The 15,646-nt window shown below is 59.0% G+C and carries 16 protein-coding genes; 10 read left to right on the plus strand and 6 right to left on the minus strand.

Going from position 1 to position 15,646, the window contains the following annotated elements:
- Window positions 1-91: 91 nt before the first annotated feature.
- Window positions 92-952 (minus strand): MurR/RpiR family transcriptional regulator, encoded by an 861-nt coding sequence (locus BK665_RS16200; protein WP_178129043.1) that lies wholly within the window; start codon window positions 950-952, stop codon window positions 92-94.
- A gap of 227 nt (window positions 953-1,179) precedes the next feature.
- On the opposite strand from BK665_RS16200, the gene zwf reads away from it, so the two are divergent.
- The 4 genes from zwf (at window position 1,180) to BK665_RS16220 (ending at window position 5,102) form a co-directional block, all read left to right on the plus strand.
- Complete coding sequence (zwf, locus tag BK665_RS16205; protein ID WP_123407162.1) at window positions 1,180-2,649, plus strand: glucose-6-phosphate dehydrogenase; 1,470 nt, start codon at window positions 1,180-1,182, stop codon at window positions 2,647-2,649.
- Window positions 2,636-3,349, plus strand: coding sequence for a 6-phosphogluconolactonase (gene pgl, locus BK665_RS16210; RefSeq protein WP_123407164.1), 714 nt, complete (start codon window positions 2,636-2,638; stop codon window positions 3,347-3,349). The genes zwf and pgl overlap by 14 nt, the downstream gene beginning before the upstream one ends.
- A 17-nt stretch (window positions 3,350-3,366) precedes the next feature.
- The gene (locus tag BK665_RS16215) at window positions 3,367-4,032 is read left to right on the plus strand and encodes a bifunctional 4-hydroxy-2-oxoglutarate aldolase/2-dehydro-3-deoxy-phosphogluconate aldolase (protein WP_123407166.1); all 666 of its coding nucleotides are present in this window, start codon (window positions 3,367-3,369) and stop codon (window positions 4,030-4,032) included.
- Window positions 4,033-4,379: 347 nt separating this feature from the next.
- Entirely contained in the window at window positions 4,380-5,102 is a 723-nt protein-coding gene (locus tag BK665_RS16220; RefSeq protein WP_123407168.1) for an intradiol ring-cleavage dioxygenase, read from the plus strand.
- A gap of 3 nt (window positions 5,103-5,105) precedes the next feature.
- Here BK665_RS16220 and BK665_RS16225 read toward each other — a convergent pair whose 3' ends face one another.
- The gene (locus BK665_RS16225; protein WP_123407170.1) at window positions 5,106-6,287 is read right to left on the minus strand and encodes an aminotransferase class V-fold PLP-dependent enzyme; all 1,182 of its coding nucleotides are present in this window, start codon (window positions 6,285-6,287) and stop codon (window positions 5,106-5,108) included.
- A gap of 16 nt (window positions 6,288-6,303) precedes the next feature.
- Entirely contained in the window at window positions 6,304-6,540 is a 237-nt protein-coding gene (locus tag BK665_RS16230; protein WP_003213031.1) for a DUF3820 family protein, read from the minus strand.
- Window positions 6,541-6,744: 204 nt separating this feature from the next.
- On the opposite strand from BK665_RS16230, the gene BK665_RS16235 reads away from it, so the two are divergent.
- Window positions 6,745-7,212: a ferritin-like domain-containing protein gene (locus BK665_RS16235; protein WP_123407172.1), complete on the plus strand. Its 468-nt coding sequence runs from the start codon at window positions 6,745-6,747 to the stop codon at window positions 7,210-7,212.
- Between the two features lie 199 nt (window positions 7,213-7,411).
- On the opposite strand, the gene BK665_RS16240 is transcribed toward BK665_RS16235, so the two are convergent.
- Together BK665_RS16240 and BK665_RS16245 are read right to left on the minus strand one after the other, a co-directional pair.
- On the minus strand, window positions 7,412-7,882 hold the full coding sequence (locus tag BK665_RS16240; RefSeq protein ID WP_008151121.1) for a MaoC family dehydratase: 471 nt from the start codon (window positions 7,880-7,882) through the stop codon (window positions 7,412-7,414).
- A gap of 54 nt (window positions 7,883-7,936) precedes the next feature.
- Complete coding sequence (locus tag BK665_RS16245; protein ID WP_123407174.1) at window positions 7,937-8,881, minus strand: alpha/beta hydrolase; 945 nt, start codon at window positions 8,879-8,881, stop codon at window positions 7,937-7,939.
- Window positions 8,882-9,107: 226 nt separating this feature from the next.
- Between BK665_RS16245 and fadD2 the strand changes: the two genes are divergently transcribed.
- Window positions 9,108-10,796, plus strand: coding sequence for a long-chain-fatty-acid--CoA ligase FadD2 (fadD2, locus tag BK665_RS16250; RefSeq protein ID WP_123407176.1), 1,689 nt, complete (start codon window positions 9,108-9,110; stop codon window positions 10,794-10,796).
- 377 nt (window positions 10,797-11,173) lie between these two features.
- Window positions 11,174-12,865 (plus strand): long-chain-fatty-acid--CoA ligase FadD1, encoded by a 1,692-nt coding sequence (gene fadD1 / locus BK665_RS16255; RefSeq protein WP_123407179.1) that lies wholly within the window; start codon window positions 11,174-11,176, stop codon window positions 12,863-12,865.
- A 192-nt stretch (window positions 12,866-13,057) separates the two neighbouring features.
- Here fadD1 and BK665_RS16260 read toward each other — a convergent pair whose 3' ends face one another.
- Entirely contained in the window at window positions 13,058-13,435 is a 378-nt protein-coding gene (locus tag BK665_RS16260) for a hypothetical protein (RefSeq protein WP_046032015.1), read from the minus strand.
- A 199-nt stretch (window positions 13,436-13,634) separates the two neighbouring features.
- Here BK665_RS16260 and BK665_RS16265 point away from each other — a divergent pair, with 199 nt between their 5' ends.
- The 3 genes from BK665_RS16265 to def all read left to right on the plus strand — a co-directional run bounded on the left by BK665_RS16265 (window position 13,635) and on the right by def (window position 15,492).
- The gene (locus tag BK665_RS16265; RefSeq protein ID WP_123407180.1) at window positions 13,635-13,826 is read left to right on the plus strand and encodes a CsbD family protein; all 192 of its coding nucleotides are present in this window, start codon (window positions 13,635-13,637) and stop codon (window positions 13,824-13,826) included.
- Window positions 13,827-13,999: 173 nt separating this feature from the next.
- The gene (locus BK665_RS16270; protein WP_123407182.1) at window positions 14,000-14,950 is read left to right on the plus strand and encodes a YihY/virulence factor BrkB family protein; all 951 of its coding nucleotides are present in this window, start codon (window positions 14,000-14,002) and stop codon (window positions 14,948-14,950) included.
- Between the two features lie 2 nt (window positions 14,951-14,952).
- Window positions 14,953-15,492 carry a peptide deformylase gene (gene def / locus BK665_RS16275; RefSeq protein ID WP_123407184.1) on the plus strand — a complete coding sequence of 180 codons (540 nt, stop codon included), beginning with the start codon at window positions 14,953-14,955 and terminating at the stop codon, window positions 15,490-15,492.
- Window positions 15,493-15,646 lie beyond the last annotated feature (154 nt).

The raw sequence follows: 15,646 nt of genomic DNA on the forward strand, positions 1-15,646 counted from the left end.
CCCACAAAAACGTAAAGGATGTCCCCGGTTTCGTTTGTAAAGGATGTTCCCGTTTCTACATCGGGTAGAAACAGGCGACATCGATATCGGGTTAATTAAACTCGTCACCCACCGGATACCGGCTCGCATTCAAGCTCTCTTTGATCTTGCGCAAATGCGGCTGGAAATCCACCCCGCGACGCAAAGTCATGCCCGTCGCCAATACGTCCAGCACCGTCAGCTGAATAATCCGCGAAGTCATCGGCATATAGATGTCGGTGTCTTCCGGCAACGGAATGTTCAGGCTCAAGGTACTGGCCTTGGCCAGCGGCGAGTTCTCGGCGGTCAAACCCAGCACCGAAGCGCCGTTCTCCCGGGCGATGCGCGCCACTTCCACCAGTTCGCGGGTGCGGCCGGTGTAGGAGATGATCACAAACAACTCGCCGGTGTGCGCCACCGACGCAATCATGCGCTGCATCAGCACGTCAGCGTGGGCGGTGACCGCGAGGTTAAAGCGGAAGAACTTGTGCTGTGCATCCAGCGCCACAGGGGCCGAGGCGCCGAGGCCGAAGAAGTGGATCTGCCGGGCCTGGATCAACAAATCGACGGCGCGGCTGATCAGGTTCGGGTCCAGGGCCTGGCAAGCACTGTCCAGGGACGCGATGGCACTGCCGAAGATCTTCTGGGTGTAGGCTTCAGGATTGTCATCGGCCTCGACCGCCCGGCTGACATACGCCGCACCGCTGGCCAGGCTCTGGGCCAGTTGCAGCTTGAGTTCCGGGTAGCCGCTGACGCCGAATGAACGGCAGAAACGGTTGACCGTCGGCTCGCTGACCTTGGAGGCCTGGGCGAGGGCGGCGATGCTGAACCGGGTAGCCTGCTGTGGATTGAGCAGGATCACTTCGGCGACTTTGCGTTCGGCCTTGTTCAGGTCTTCAAGGCGATTCTGGATCTGTTCCAGTAAATTTCGCACGCGGTCCATAGATGTTCCTTGAGTCAGCAACGCCAACAAAGCGTTCTGCTATGCAAAAAGGGCCTTTGATGCGGCCCGTGACGGTGGCCTATCCTACTGATGGCTCCGACCGACCACCACTCGGAATCTGTATTTTGCGAAAATGTTGTGGTTATTACTACATTTTCCCTTGAGTGATGCCTTGAAAAAAGGTATTTGTAGCTTAACTTGATAAAAGAACAAACATCATGCCTTCGATTACGGTTGAACCGTGCACCTTTGCCTTGTTCGGCGCCCTCGGCGACCTGGCCTTGCGCAAGCTGTTTCCTGCCCTCTATCAACTGGACGGCGCCGGCCTGTTGCACGAGGACTCGCGCATCATCGCCTTGGCCCGTGAACCCGGCAGCGAGCAGCAACACCTGGCGTTCATCGCCTCGGAGCTGCGCCGCTATGTCGATGCCAAGGAGCTGGACGAGGCCGTACTCGAACGTTTTCTTGCCCGCCTGACTTACCTGCACGTCGATTTCCTCAAGTCAGAGGATTACGTCGCCCTCGCGGAACAGGCCGGTAGCGCCCAGCGCGTGATTGCCTACTTCGCTACGCCGGCCGCCGTCTATGGCGCGATCTGCGAAAACCTGTCGAAGGTCGGCCTGGCCGAAAACACCCGGGTGGTCCTGGAAAAACCCATCGGTTCGGACCTGGAATCCTCGCGCAAGGTCAATGACGCCGTGGCGCAGTTCTTCCCGGAGAACCGCACCTACCGCATCGACCACTACCTGGGCAAGGAAACCGTCCAGAACCTGATCGCCCTGCGTTTCGCCAACAGCCTGTTCGAAACCCAGTGGAACCAGAATTACATCTCCCACGTGGAAATCACCGTGGCCGAGAAAGTCGGGATCGAAGGCCGCTGGGGTTACTTCGACAAGGCCGGCCAGTTGCGGGACATGATCCAGAATCACCTGCTGCAACTGCTCTGCCTGATCGCCATGGACCCGCCGGCCGACCTCTCCGCCGACAGCATCCGTGACGAGAAAGTCAAAGTACTCAAGGCTCTGGCGCCGATCAGCCCTGAGGGCTTGACCACCCAAGTGGTGCGCGGCCAGTACATCGCCGGTTACAGCGAAGGCAAACCGGTGCCGGGCTACCTCGAAGAGCCGAATTCCAACACCCAGAGCGACACCGAAACCTTCGTCGCCCTGCGTGCCGACATCCGCAACTGGCGTTGGGCCGGCGTGCCGTTTTACCTGCGTACCGGCAAGCGTATGCCGCAGAAGCTGTCGCAGATCGTCATCCACTTCAAGGAGCCGTCGCACTACATCTTCGCGCCGGAGCAGCGCCTGCAAATCAGCAACAAGCTGATTATCCGCCTGCAACCGGACGAAGGCATCTCCCTGCGTGTGATGACCAAGGAACAAGGCCTGGACAAAGGCATGCAGCTGCGCAGCGGTCCGTTGCAGCTGAATTTTTCCGACACCTGGCGTAGCGCACGGATTCCCGATGCCTACGAGCGGTTGTTGCTGGAAGTAATGCGCGGCAATCAGAACCTGTTTGTCCGTAAAGATGAAATCGAAGCCGCGTGGAAGTGGTGTGACCAGTTGATCGCCGGGTGGAAAAAATCCGGTGACGCGCCCAAGCCGTACGCGGCCGGGTCCTGGGGACCAATGAGCTCCATTGCACTGATCACGCGGGATGGGAGGTCGTGGTATGGCGATATCTGAATTGAAACTGCCTCAGGGCGTGAATGCCCATGAGTTCAAGAGCCCGGTGTTGCTGGCCGATGGTTTGGCGCTGAATGTGGCCAAGCAATTGAGCGATGCCATCGACGCTCGCGGCAGCGCGACCCTCGTGGTGTCCGGTGGCCGCAGCCCGGTCGCGTTTTTCCAGAACCTCGCCAAGCAGAAGCTGGATTGGTCCAAGGTCGTGGTGACCCTGGCTGACGAGCGCTGGGTGCCGGTGGAACACGCCGACAGCAATGCCGGTCTGCTCAAGCGTTATCTGCTGCAAGGCCCGGCGGCCAAGGCGCAGTTTCTGAGCCTTTATAGCGCCACCGCCAACCTTGAACTGGCAGCGGAGCAGGCGGATCGCTTGCTCGCGGAATTGCCGCCAATCGACGTGCTGATTTTGGGCATGGGCGATGACGGTCACACGGCCTCGCTGTTCCCCAACAGCCCGAACCTGGCCGAGGCCTTGAAAGTCGACGGCACGCGCCGTTGCTGGCCGATGCTGGCGCCGACTGTGCCCCATCAGCGCCTGACCATGAGCCGGGCGCTGCTGGCGTCGGCCAAGACCACCGTTCTATCGATTTCCGGTCAGTCCAAATTGACCACTTTGAGTGCCGCATTGGCCAGTGACGATGTCGCTGCCATGCCGATTCGCGCGTTTCTGCAACCTACGTTAGAGATTTACTGGTGCCCATGAGCCAAGGATCAGCCGCTATGACAAACACATCCCCGACCGTTTCCATGGCGGACAAAGTTGCCCTGATCGACAGCCTCTGCGCCAAGGCGCGGATTTTGCCGGTGATCACCATCGCTCGCGAACAGGACGTCCTGCCTTTGGCCGACGCCCTGGCCGCCGGTGGCCTGACAGCCCTGGAAGTGACGCTGCGCTCGCAGTTCGGCCTGAAAGCCATCCAGATCCTGCGCGAGCAGCGTCCGGAGCTGGTGACCGGTGCCGGCACTGTGCTGGATCGCACCATGCTCGCCGCCGCCGAGCGCGCCGGTTCGCAGTTCATCGTCACCCCGGGCATTACCCGTGACCTGCTCGAGGCCAGTGTCGACAGCCCGATCCCGCTGTTGCCCGGCATCAGCAACGCCTCCGGGATCATGGAAGGCTATGGTCTGGGCTACCGCCGCTTCAAGCTGTTCCCGGCGGAAGTCAGCGGCGGCGTCGCGGCGATCAAAGCCTTGGGCGGCCCGTTCGGCGAAGTGAAATTCTGCCCGACCGGCGGCGTGAGCCCGGCCAATATCAAAAGCTACATGGCGTTGAAAAACGTCATGTGCGTGGGCGGTAGCTGGATGCTTGATCCGGAGTGGATCAAGAACGGCGACTGGGCCCGCATTCAGGAATGCACCGCCGAGGCGTTGGCGCTGTTGGACTGATGCTGTTGGATTAGTAATTACCAGACACTTCGTTGTGTGTTCTACGGCTTTACGGTGCGCTTGGTCGGTGCACCGTTTTTTTTTGCCTGCAAACAATGCCCCTGTAGGAGCAAAGCTTGCTCGCGATGGCATCACCGCGGTGCAACGGTTAACCGCGTTATCGTTCATCGCGAGCAAGCTTTGCTCCTACAGCGAAGGCGGACTGACATTCAACATTTACATCGACTGACACACCGCTTTCGCGAGCAAGCCCGCTCCCACACATAAACATTTGCCGATACATAGTTACCGCCTCCCGCCCGGCATCTCTCTCTATCCTTGAAGCATCTTATGGAAGAGAGAACCTCATGGATTACACCTCTGCTGCTCCCCGCGAACCCGTCTGCCTGCTCTCCCCGGAACAGATCGCCGGCCCTTATTTCCGCAACCCCAAGCTCATCCGCAGAAACATCAGCGAAGGCCAGGACGGCCTTCCGCTGGTGCTGCGGCTGGTGATTGTCGATGCCATGACCGGCGAGCCGGTTAGTGGCGCCCTGGTGGATATCTGGCACTGCAATGCCCGAGGCACGTATTCGGGCTGGAGCAAGGTCAACCCGGACCAGGAAGTTGATGCCGACGCTATTGGTTCGATCCCGCGCACCGATGACGACACCTACCTGCGCGGCGGGCAATTCAGCGACAACAATGGCGTCGTGCGCTTTACCACGATCTATCCGGGGTTCTATGCCGGCCGTGCGCTGCACCTTCACGTCGCCGTGCGGATCACCGGCGGTAACAATTATCTGGAGGAACGGCATGTCGCCTGGGTTGGCCAGTTGTATTTCCCAGAGGTCGCCTCACGGTCGGTGCTGAATGCCAAGGCCTATCGCGGGCGGACGCTGGCGCCGCCGACCAACGCTCAAGACGAGTACTACGCCAACATGGGCGGTGAAGCGTCGACCCTGATGGTGCACAGCATCGGCCGAGACTCCTACGAGGACGGTTTCTTCGGGCACCTGACCATCGGCATCGATACTTTTGCAGTGTCGACGCAGATCAGGCCCGAAGACTTCGACAAGTACACGGTGTAGACGTCAGCTCAGTTCGGTCAGGGCCTGGGCCAATCGGTCGATGTTGGCGGCCGTGGTGGTCAGCCCCGGGGTGATGCGAATGCACGGTCCGCTGGCGGCACCGCTGCGGACCACGGTGAAGATGTCGTACTCGCTGAGCAACCGCTCGACCATCACCTGCTGGTCGGCATGCGCGGTGAAACGCATTGAAGTGATGCCGCAATACAGGCGCGGATCGTCCGGCGTCATGACTTCGATGCCCGGCAGGTCTCGCACGGCGTTGACCCAGCGGTTACGCAGGTAGTTGAGCCGTGCGCCCTTGGCCGAGGAACCCCCCATGGCCTGATGCTCTTCGAGTACCAGTGGCAAGGTCATCAGCGCCGGGATGTTCGGCGTGCTGTAGGGCGTGCGGGCGCGGATGTCGTTGATCGCAAAATGCATCTCGCCCATGTCCGGGTCGATGTCGGCCAGGCGCTGGGGCGCGATGTAGATGAAACCCAGGGTCAGCGGGGCGCCGATCCATTTGTGCAGGTTGTAGCCGGCGAAGGCGATGCCCAGGGCTTCCAGATTGAATTCCATCTGGCCCAGGGCATGGGCGCCGTCAAGGATCACATCGACCCCGTATTCCTTGGCCAGCGCGGCAATCGCCTGCACTGGCATCACCAGGCCGGTGCGGTGGGTGACGTGGGTCAGGGCCATCAGCTTGAGGCGCGGATAACGCTCGAAGGTTTCGCGATAGGTCGCCAGCAGGTTGTCGAAGGTCGCCGGGTGCTGGTGATCGATTTCGATCACTTCCACGCCGCGATGACGGGCCAGCCAGCGCATGGCGCCCTTGACCGTGTCGTACTCCAGATCGCAGAACAGCACCTGATCGCCGGGCTGCAAGCGGTTGTAGTTGCGGATCAACGATTGCAGGCCGTCCGAGGCGTTGCGGGTGAGGGCGATGGAGTGCGCACGCACACCCATCATCTCGGCGAGCTGCGCCCGGATGTCGAGGCTTTCAATCTTCTCGAAACGCTGGCGCACATGCACTGAGTTGCTGCGGTTGATCAGCTCGATGTTGCGCTGATATTCCTCGACCACCGTGCGCGACATGCGTCCGAAGTAACCGTTCTCCAGATTGATGGGGCCGGGTTCGACTGCGTAACGATCGGCAAAGGTTTGCCAGAAGGCTTCATCACGGGCACGGCGGGTGTTCTCGGGCATGGGTTACTCAGTCAATTCAGTGGCGGGGCGCAGGTTTGCCATGTTTGGCGCGCAGCGGTTCGAGCAGTTCCGATAAGCCGTTGTGATCGATTTCCTGCATCAGCGCCAGCAGTCCGCCGAGTTCGCCGTGGGGGAACCCTTCCCGTGCAAACCAGTTCAGGTACGGGCCGGGCAGGTCGGCGATGATGCGGCCTTTGTATTTGCCGAAGGGCATTTCGCGGGTAATCAGCAGTTCGAGCTTTTCAGGATTCATCAATCGGTCGTCTTGATTCAAACAGCCCTCGAAAATACAGGCATTCTGCATGCAGGCCAAATGACAGATCATGCAAATAACGCGGATACAGATTTCAGAGTCAAAGTTAAATGATTGAAAAATAAGGAATAAATATTCAATTCAAAGCTGGCATGCAGGCTGCAATAGCTATTGCATCTTTCATCAAACCGCGAGGAATTGAAAATGACCGACGTGAATAAAGAAGCCATCTCTGTACTCAACGACCTGATTGAAACCAGCAAAGACGGTCAGGAAGGGTTCAAGACCTGCGCTGAAGACATCAAGCATCCAGAACTGAAAACCTTGTTCGTGCAACGCTCCGCCGATTGCGCGACAGCGGCTGCCGAATTGCAAAGCGCTGTGCGCTCCATGGGCGGCGATCCGGAAACTTCGACCAGCGTCAGCGGTGACCTGCATCGTCGCTGGGTCGATGTGAAAGCCATGTTCACCGGCAAGGACGAAGAAGCCGTACTGAACGAAGCCGAACGCGGTGAAGACCACGCGCTGAAGGCATACAAGGAAGCGCTGGAAAAAATCAACAAACACAATCTGGTAGGGATTCGCGACCTGGTTGAGCGTCAGTACCACGGCGTGCAACGCAATCACGATCAGGTAAAAGCCCTGCGTAACCAGGCGCGTGCTCGTTCTTAAGCGTTCGTCGCTGTAATAAAAAACGCCAGTTTGACTGGCGTTTTTTTATGCCTGGGATTCGGTGCCAGACATGAGTCCGGGGGGAGGCTATTCGCGAGCAAGCCCGCTCCTACAGTAGATCTTCAGTGAACACAGCATTTGTGCTCAACAAAGCTCCCCTGTGGGAGCGGGCTTGCTCGTGAATGGCTCCGAAGGAGCCTCAGCCAATGCTGATCGCCGGCAGCGTCGGCAAGGTCACGGTCTGTTGCTTGCGCGGTGCCAGGATCTCCGCTTCGCCATCCACCACCAACTCATCACGCTGGTTGAACACGCGGGTGGCAATGCGTACGCGAAACTTCGGCAGTTTCTCGAGAATTTCCAGACGCACGGTCAGGGTGTCGCCGATTTTCACCGGTTTCTGGAAGCTCATCTGCTGGCCGATATAGATCGTGCCCGGGCCAGGCAATTCGCAGGCGACGGCCGCGCTGATCAGGGCGCCGCTGAACATGCCGTGGGCGATGCGTTCCTTGAACATGGTGCCGGCCGCGAATTCCGCGTCCAGGTGCACCGGGTTGTGATCGCCGGACATGGCGGCGAACAACTGAATGTCGCGCTCTTCAACGGTCTTGCTGTAGCTGGCGGTCTGGCCGACTTCAAGGGCTTCGTAAGGGGTGTTGGTAACCTGGGTCATCTGTCTCAATTCCTGTGACGAATTAAAAAATCCACAAAAAAACGATTCGAAAAACTATTCGGTTCTGGCTGGGCGGCGGTGGCTGAGGGCCTGGGCGATCCAGTTCAATACGTCGGCGGTTACTTCATCGCGGTTGCTCTCGTTGAACAGTTCGTGACGCGCCTGCGGGTAAATATTCAATTGCAGGTTCTGACTGCCGGCCGCCCTTAGCGCATGGGCCAGATCTTTCAGACGCTTGCCTTCGCTCACCGGATCACATTCGCCACCCATCACCAGCAAGGGCAGGCCCGGATCGACTTGGGCGAGATTGGACGCTTTGCTGATTTGCTGCAAGCCGCCCAGCAAATCGATCCACAGTTGATTGGTGCAGCGGAAGCCGCAAAGTGGGTCGTTGGCGTACAGATCGACCTCCGCCGGATCGCGGCTCAGCCAGTCAAATTGAGTGCGTGCCGGTTTGAATTTCTTGTTGAAGGAGCCGAAGGACAGGAACTCGATCAGCGCGCTGCGCCCCTTCGGCCCCTGGCGCAGCCGTTCAAGGCGAGCAATCTGCCGCGCTGCGCGGTAAAGCGCCACGGGCTGGAAGTTCGAGCCACTGAGGATCGCCCCGTGCAGGCTGGCGCTGTGGTGCAGCAGGTAAGCCTGGGCGATGTAGCTGCCCATGCTGTGGCCCAGCAGCACGATCGGCACTCCGGGGTGTTGCTGGCCGATGTGCTGGTTAAGGCTGGCCAGGTCGCCAACGACTTTGCACCAGCCATCGTCATCGGCGAAATAACCGAGGGTGCCGTTTTCGGCAGTTTTGCCATGTCCACGCAGGTCCGGCGCGTAGACGCCATAGCCCTGATCACAGAGTTTTTCCGCCAGCCGGGCGTAGCGACCGCTGTGCTCGGCCATGCCATGGGCCAGCAGAATCACGGCTTTCAGCGGCGGGGTGGGCAGCCACTGGTTGACGAAGAGGCGGCTGTGGTCACTCGCGGTCAGCCAGAAAGTGTCGTGGATCATGGCGATTCCTTTGCACGATGTCGTTGCATTGTATAGCGCATCCCACGCTTGCCGTCTGATCAGGCCACACCGTCCTAGGAAGATTCACACGATCTATGACGCTGTTTGCCATATTTGCCTGATTGGCCATAACTGCTAGTGTCCGTGAAGCTCCGCTTTTCGTTGTTTGCTTTTCAGAAATGACAGAAGTGGCCCCGGATAGATTCAGGTAAAGAGGACAAGAACAATGCAACCTGATTTCTGGAATGACAAACGCCCGGCCGGCGTACCCCTGGACATCGATCTTGGGGCCTACAAGTCGGTGATCGAGGTGTTCGAGCGTTCCTGCAAGAAATTCGCGGATCGCCCGGCCTTCAGCAACATGGGCGTGACCCTGAGCTACGCCGAACTGGAACGCTACAGCGCCGCGTTCGCCGGTTACCTGCAAGCCCACACGGATCTTGCGCCGGGGGATCGCATCGCGGTGCAGATGCCCAACGTCCTGCATTACCCGATTGCCGTGTTCGGTGCCTTGCGCGCCGGGCTGATCGTGGTCAACACCAACCCGCTGTATACCCCGCGGGAGATGCGTCATCAGTTCAAGGATTCCGGTGCCCGGGCGCTGGTGTACCTGAACATGTTCGGGGCCAAGGTCCAGGAAGTGCTGGCCGACACTGACATCCAGTACTTGATCGAAGCGAAGATGGGCGACCTGATGCCCGCCGCCAAGGGCTGGCTGGTCAACACCCTGGTGAGCAAGGTCAAGAAAATGGTCCCCGACTATTCATTGCCCCAGGCGATTTCCTTCAAGAGCGCGCTGCGCCTGGGCCGGGGCCTGGGTATCAAGCCACTGAAGGTCGGTCTCGACGACATCGCCGTGCTGCAATACACCGGCGGCACCACCGGCCTGGCCAAGGGCGCGATGCTCACCCACGGCAACCTGGTGGCAAACATGCAGCAGGCGCGAGCGTGCTTGGGGCAGTTCGGCAATGACGGCCAGCCGCTGCTACGCGAAGGCCAGGAAGTGATGATCGCGCCGTTGCCGCTGTACCACATCTATGCGTTCACGGCGAACTGCATGTGCATGATGGTGACCGGCAACCACAACGTGCTGATCACCAATCCACGGGACATCAAGGGCTTTATCAAGGAGCTGAAAAACTGGCGCTTTTCGGCGTTGCTGGGGCTCAACACGTTGTTCGTGGCGCTGATGGATCACCCGGACTTCAAGACCCTGGACTTCTCCAGCCTCAAGCTCACCAACTCCGGCGGCACCGCGCTGGTCAAGGCCACGGCCGAGCGCTGGGAACAGCTCACCGGTTGCCGCATTACCGAAGGCTATGGCCTGACCGAAACCTCACCGGTGGCCTGCACCAACCCTTACGGCGATAAATCCCGGATCGGCACGGTCGGCCTGCCGGTGCCGGGCACCACGTTGAAGATCATCAACGACGAAGGCGTCGAGCAGCCGCTGGGCGAGCGCGGCGAGTTGTGCATCAAGGGCCCGCAGATCATGAAGGGCTATTGGCAGAAACCCGACGCCACCGCCGAAGTGCTGGATGCCGAGGGCTGGTTCAAGTCCGGTGACATTGGGGTGATCGACCCGGACGGTTTCGTGCGCATTGTCGATCGCAAGAAAGACATGATCATCGTCTCGGGTTTCAACGTGTACCCGAACGAAATCGAAGACGTAGTGATGGCCCACCCGAAAGTCGCCAACTGCGCGGTGATCGGCGTGCCGGACGAACGTTCGGGGGAGGCGGTGAAGTTGTTTGTGGTGGCCAGGGAATCGGGAGTCAGCCTTGAAGAGTTGAAGGCCTACTGCAAGGAAAACTTCACCGCGTACAAAGTGCCCAAGCACATTGTGTTGCGTGAGTCGTTGCCGATGACGCCGGTGGGCAAGATATTGCGGCGGGAGTTGCGCGATATCGCCTGATCGTTGGATGGCCGCGCTCCGCGCGTTCGCGGGCAAGCCTCGCTCCTACAGGTTCACCGTCATTCACATTGACGCGATACCTGTAGGAGCGAGGCTTGCCCGCGAAGCTTTTAAGGGCTGAAAAGCCCGATTTAAAGGGCTTCCAAGGGGTGTATAGAATTTTTGCTCTAAAATGACTGCTTGCTATTCTTGAGTCATGAAAGTGACTGTAGAGGCCGCTTTTGGCTCTAGTCGGCCCTTGGCAAAGCTGCTACTCTCGGCGCGCTTTTGTGACTTCTCGGCCTATATAAAAGCCAGACTCACCAATCAAAAACACACACCAATAATAATCGCATCAAATGCGGTGATGAATTCGCGTTGCTGAGGAGTGGGCTTCCATGATCGAAGACTTTTGGAAGGATAAGTACCCTGCCGGGATTGCTGCCGACATCAATCCAGACGAGTATCCGAATATTCAGGCAGTGTTGAAGCAGTCCTGCCAACGCTTCGCCAACAAACCGGCATTCAGCAACCTGGGCAAGACAATCACCTACGGTGAACTGTACGAATTGTCCGGTGCCTTTGCCGCTTACCTGCAACAGCATACCGACTTGCAGCCCGGTGATCGAATCGCCGTGCAACTGCCCAACGTGTTGCAGTACCCGGTGGCCGTCTTCGGTGCGATCCGCGCCGGGCTGATCGTGGTCAACACCAACCCGCTGTACACCGCGCGGGAAATGGAACACCAATTCAACGACTCCGGTGCCAAAGCCCTGGTCTGCCTGGCCAACATGGCTCACCTGGCGCAGACCGTGGTGCCGAAAACCGGCGTCAAGCACGTCATCGTCACCGAAGTCGCCGACCTGCTGCCGCCACTCAAGCGCCTGCTGATCAACAGCGTCATCAAGTACGTGAAGAAGATGGTCCCGGCGTATCACTTGCCCAAGGCCGTCAAGTTCAACGACGTGCTGAGCAAGGGCCACGGCCAGCCAGTGGCCGAAGCCAACCCGGACAGCGGCGATGTCGCGGTGCTGCAATACACCGGCGGCACCACCGGCGTGGCCAAGGGCGCGATGCTGACTCACCGCAACCTGGTCGCCAACATGCTGCAGTGCAAGGCGCTGATGGGTTCCAACCTCAATGAAGGTTGCGAGATCCTGATCACGCCGCTGCCGCTGTACCACATCTATGCCTTCACCTTTCATTGCATGGCGATGATGCTGATCGGCAACCACAACATCCTGATCAGCAACCCGCGCGACCTGACGGCGATGGTCAAGGAACTGTCGAAGTGGAAGTTCAGCGGTTTCGTTGGCCTGAACACCTTGTTCGTGGCGCTGTGCAATAACGAAGCGTTCCGCAAGCTGGATTTCTCGGCGCTGAAAGTCACGCTGTCCGGCGGCATGGCCCTGCAACTGGCCGCCGCCGAGCGCTGGAAAGCGGTGACCGGTTGTGCGATCTGCGAAGGTTACGGCATGACCGAAACCAGCCCGGTGGCCACGGTCAATCCGATCCAGCACATCCAGATCGGCACCATCGGGATTCCGGTGCCGTCGACCCAGTGCAAAGTCATCGACGATGCCGGCGTTGAGCAGCCCCTGGGCGCAATCGGCGAGCTGTGTGTGAAAGGTCCGCAAGTCATGAAGGGCTACTGGCAGCGCCAGGACGCCACCGATGAAATGCTCGACAGCGAAGGTTGGTTGAAGACCGGCGACATCGCGCTGATCCAGCCCGATGGCTACATGCGCATTGTCGATCGCAAGAAAGACATGATTCTGGTCTCCGGTTTCAACGTGTACCCGAACGAACTGGAAGACGTGCTCGCGACCCTGCCGGGCGTGCTGCAATGCGCGGCCATCGGCGTGCCGGACGAGAAGTCGGGGGAGGCGATCAAGATCTTCATCGTCGCCAAACCGGGCGTGACCCTGACCAAGGAACAGGTGATGGAGCACATGCGCGCCAACGTCACCGGCTACAAGGTCCCGCGCTCCGTGGAATTTCGCGATGCACTGCCGACCACCAACGTCGGCAAGATCCTGCGCCGCGAACTGCGCGACGAAGAGCTGAAGAAGCTGGGCGTGAAGAAATAAGCCCCTAAACAAAAGCCCCGCAGATGCGGGGCTTTTTTGTGCCTGACGGATCGTTCCCACGCTCTGCGTGGGAATGCCTCAATGGACGCTCTGCGTCCGCTGTTGGGACGCGGAGCGTCCCGGGCTGCATTCCCACGCAGAGCGTGGGGACGATCAATGTAGGAGCTGCCGAAGGCTGCGATCTTTGTGTTTTTACAGGCGAAACGGCGCGAAGTTGACGTTGGTGCCCGCCGGGCGCATGTCCTGCAGGTACGAGTCCTTGTCGGCGCTCAGTTCCAGGCTCAGGGCGGCTTTGCGCTTACCCTCGTTGCGCACCACCAGGCCTTCGAGTTTTTCACGCAGGAACACCGTCGGCACTTTCAGGTGCAGCAGTTCGTCGGTGTCCGGGGTGTGCATCAGCAGGTGAACCCACTCGTACTGACCAACGGCCAAACGTGCCACCGGGATGTCGAACCACCAGATGTTGCGGTTGCGGTTCAGTTCGGTGAAATGGCAGTTGTTGACGCCAAGCACAGCACCGCCGAGTTCCTGGTTTCTGCGGGCAATGGCCTGCTTTTTATCGAGTTTCATAACATTCCTACGGGATTGGATCTTCAGCGCCAAGGCCTGAATACGTTGCGCATTCTCGGGGGTTGCAGGGCAAACATAAAGCCCAACCTTTGATCGGCGATGAAATGACGCCGTGAAAATAAATGAAACTCCGCCCAAACGCCGCCGGTCAATCTTTCTGTGACGACTTTCCCGATGAAATGTTCACAGGAGAAACACCATGAGCAGCACTGGCGATAAAGTTAAAGGCATGGCAAACGAAGCGGTCGGCAACGTCAAGCAAGGCGTCGGCAAGGCCACTGACAACACCAAGTTGCAAGTAGAAGGCAAAATCCAGGAGAAGAAAGGCGAAACCCAGCAAGCCGTGGGCAAAGCCAAGGACGCCATCAAGAAAGGTGTCGACAAGGCGTGATTCGGCCTTTGAAGACAGTAAAGAAACGGCCATCCGCGGATGGCCGTTTTTGTGTCAGCCCCACCGGTTAAATAACGAAATTGTTTCAAAGTCGCCAAGTAGGCTACTTTGATGTAGAAAACGGCCCCTGAGTCGCCACGACTTCAACCCTTTTGCGGCGAAAGGAGACGCTTATGATTTTCCCGGACATGAAAGGCCTGCCCATCCACCAAGTGATGGTGCGCACGGTCAAAGAATTCATTGACGATGAAATGTCGACCTACGCCTCGGCGCTGGCCTATCAAATGCTGTTCTCGCTGTTCCCCTTCATTCTGTTCCTGATTGCCCTGATCGGTTTCCTGCACCTGCCGGACTTCTTCTCCTGGCTGCGCCTGCAATCGGAACTGGTGTTGCCGCCCCAGGCCCTGGAACAAGTGAACCCGGTGATCGACCAGCTCCAGCAATCCAAGGGTGGTTTGCTTTCGATCGGTATCGTCATCGCCCTGTACACCGCCTCCTCGGGTGTGCGGCTGATGATGAGCGCGATGAACGCCGCCTACGACGTGGTCGAAGGCCGCCCGGTGTGGAAGCGCTTTCCGTTGTCGATTTTCTACACCATTGGCATCGCCGGCATGCTGCTGGCCGCTGCCGCGCTGATGGTGCTCGGGCCGCAGGTGATGGGCTGGATTGCCGCGCAGGTCGGGCTCGAAGACTTCATCGTCACGGTGTGGACCATCGCCCGCTGGCCTGTGATCGTGATCCTGATGATGGTCGCGGTGGCGTTGATCTATTACGTCATGCCTGACGTGCGCCAGGAGTTTCGTTTCATCACCCCCGGCTCGGTATTGGCGGTGGTGGTGTGGATCTGCGCGTCGTTGGGTTTCGCGTTTTACGTCAAGACCTTCGCCAACTACAACGCCATGTATGGCAGTATCGGCGCGATCATCGTGCTGTTGCTGTACTTCTACATTTCCGCGGCGGTGCTGTTGCTCGGCGCGGAGATGAATGCGGTGATCGAACACATGTCGACCGAAGGCAAGGACCCTGGCGAAAAGGTCCCCGGCGAGCACGACCAAGCAACCAAACACCACATTTCGGGACTGGGACGGGACCACTCGCTCAAGCCGAACACTGACGAAGCCTGAACATGATCCGTGAAATCCTGAAAATGGGCGATGAGCGCCTGCTGCGCATCGCGCCGCCAGTCCCTGCTGAAATGTTCGACAGCCCCGAGCTGTGGCAACTGATCGACGACATGTTCCAGACCATGGAAAGCGTCGGCGGCGTCGGCCTGGCCGCGCCGCAGATTGGCGTGGACCTGCAACTGGTGATCTTCGGTTTCGAGCACAGCGAACGTTACCCTGACGCTGAAGCCGTGCCGCAGACGATCCTGATCAACCCGCTGATCACGCCGCTGAGTCCGACCCTGGAAGAGGGCTTCGAAGGTTGCCTGTCGGTGCCGGGTTTGCGGGGTGCGGTGGATCGCTATCAGCACATTCGTTATGAAGGTTTTGATCCCAAGGGGCAGCCGATCACACGAATCGCCTCGGGGTTTCATGCGCGGGTGGTGCAGCATGAATGCGACCATTTGATTGGCCGGTTGTACCCGTCGCGGATTACCGACTTCACCAAGTTCGGGTTTACCGAAGTGATGTTTCCGGACCTTGATCCGAACGTGGACGACTAACCCAAACCCACCACAGAACCCAATGTGGGAGCGGGCTTGCTCGCGAATGCGGTGTGTCATTTAANNTGCTCGCGAATGCGGTGTGTCATTTAACAATGATGTTGACTGACACACCGCATTCGCGAGCAAGCCCGCTCCCACAGTGGAGGTGTGT

Source organism: Pseudomonas frederiksbergensis (assembly GCF_003732665.1).
Classification (GTDB): Bacteria; Pseudomonadota; Gammaproteobacteria; order Pseudomonadales; family Pseudomonadaceae; genus Aquipseudomonas; species Aquipseudomonas frederiksbergensis_G.

Coding starts and splice junctions, on each gene's coding strand:
- BK665_RS16235 (WP_123407172.1), top strand. CDS start 6,745: ATGACCGACGTGAATAAAGAAGCCATCTCTGTACTCAACGACCTGATT.
- BK665_RS16270 (WP_123407182.1), top strand. CDS start 14,000: ATGATTTTCCCGGACATGAAAGGCCTGCCCATCCACCAAGTGATGGTG.
- BK665_RS16245 (WP_123407174.1), bottom strand. CDS start 8,881: ATGATCCACGACACTTTCTGGCTGACCGCGAGTGACCACAGCCGCCTC.
- fadD2 (WP_123407176.1), top strand. CDS start 9,108: ATGCAACCTGATTTCTGGAATGACAAACGCCCGGCCGGCGTACCCCTG.
- BK665_RS16260 (WP_046032015.1), bottom strand. CDS start 13,435: ATGAAACTCGATAAAAAGCAGGCCATTGCCCGCAGAAACCAGGAACTC.
- zwf (WP_123407162.1), top strand. CDS start 1,180: ATGCCTTCGATTACGGTTGAACCGTGCACCTTTGCCTTGTTCGGCGCC.
- BK665_RS16265 (WP_123407180.1), top strand. CDS start 13,635: ATGAGCAGCACTGGCGATAAAGTTAAAGGCATGGCAAACGAAGCGGTC.
- BK665_RS16215 (WP_123407166.1), top strand. CDS start 3,367: ATGACAAACACATCCCCGACCGTTTCCATGGCGGACAAAGTTGCCCTG.
- BK665_RS16230 (WP_003213031.1), bottom strand. CDS start 6,540: ATGAATCCTGAAAAGCTCGAACTGCTGATTACCCGCGAAATGCCCTTC.
- pgl (WP_123407164.1), top strand. CDS start 2,636: ATGGCGATATCTGAATTGAAACTGCCTCAGGGCGTGAATGCCCATGAG.
- fadD1 (WP_123407179.1), top strand. CDS start 11,174: ATGATCGAAGACTTTTGGAAGGATAAGTACCCTGCCGGGATTGCTGCC.
- BK665_RS16240 (WP_008151121.1), bottom strand. CDS start 7,882: ATGACCCAGGTTACCAACACCCCTTACGAAGCCCTTGAAGTCGGCCAG.
- BK665_RS16220 (WP_123407168.1), top strand. CDS start 4,380: ATGGATTACACCTCTGCTGCTCCCCGCGAACCCGTCTGCCTGCTCTCC.
- BK665_RS16225 (WP_123407170.1), bottom strand. CDS start 6,287: ATGCCCGAGAACACCCGCCGTGCCCGTGATGAAGCCTTCTGGCAAACC.
- def (WP_123407184.1), top strand. CDS start 14,953: ATGATCCGTGAAATCCTGAAAATGGGCGATGAGCGCCTGCTGCGCATC.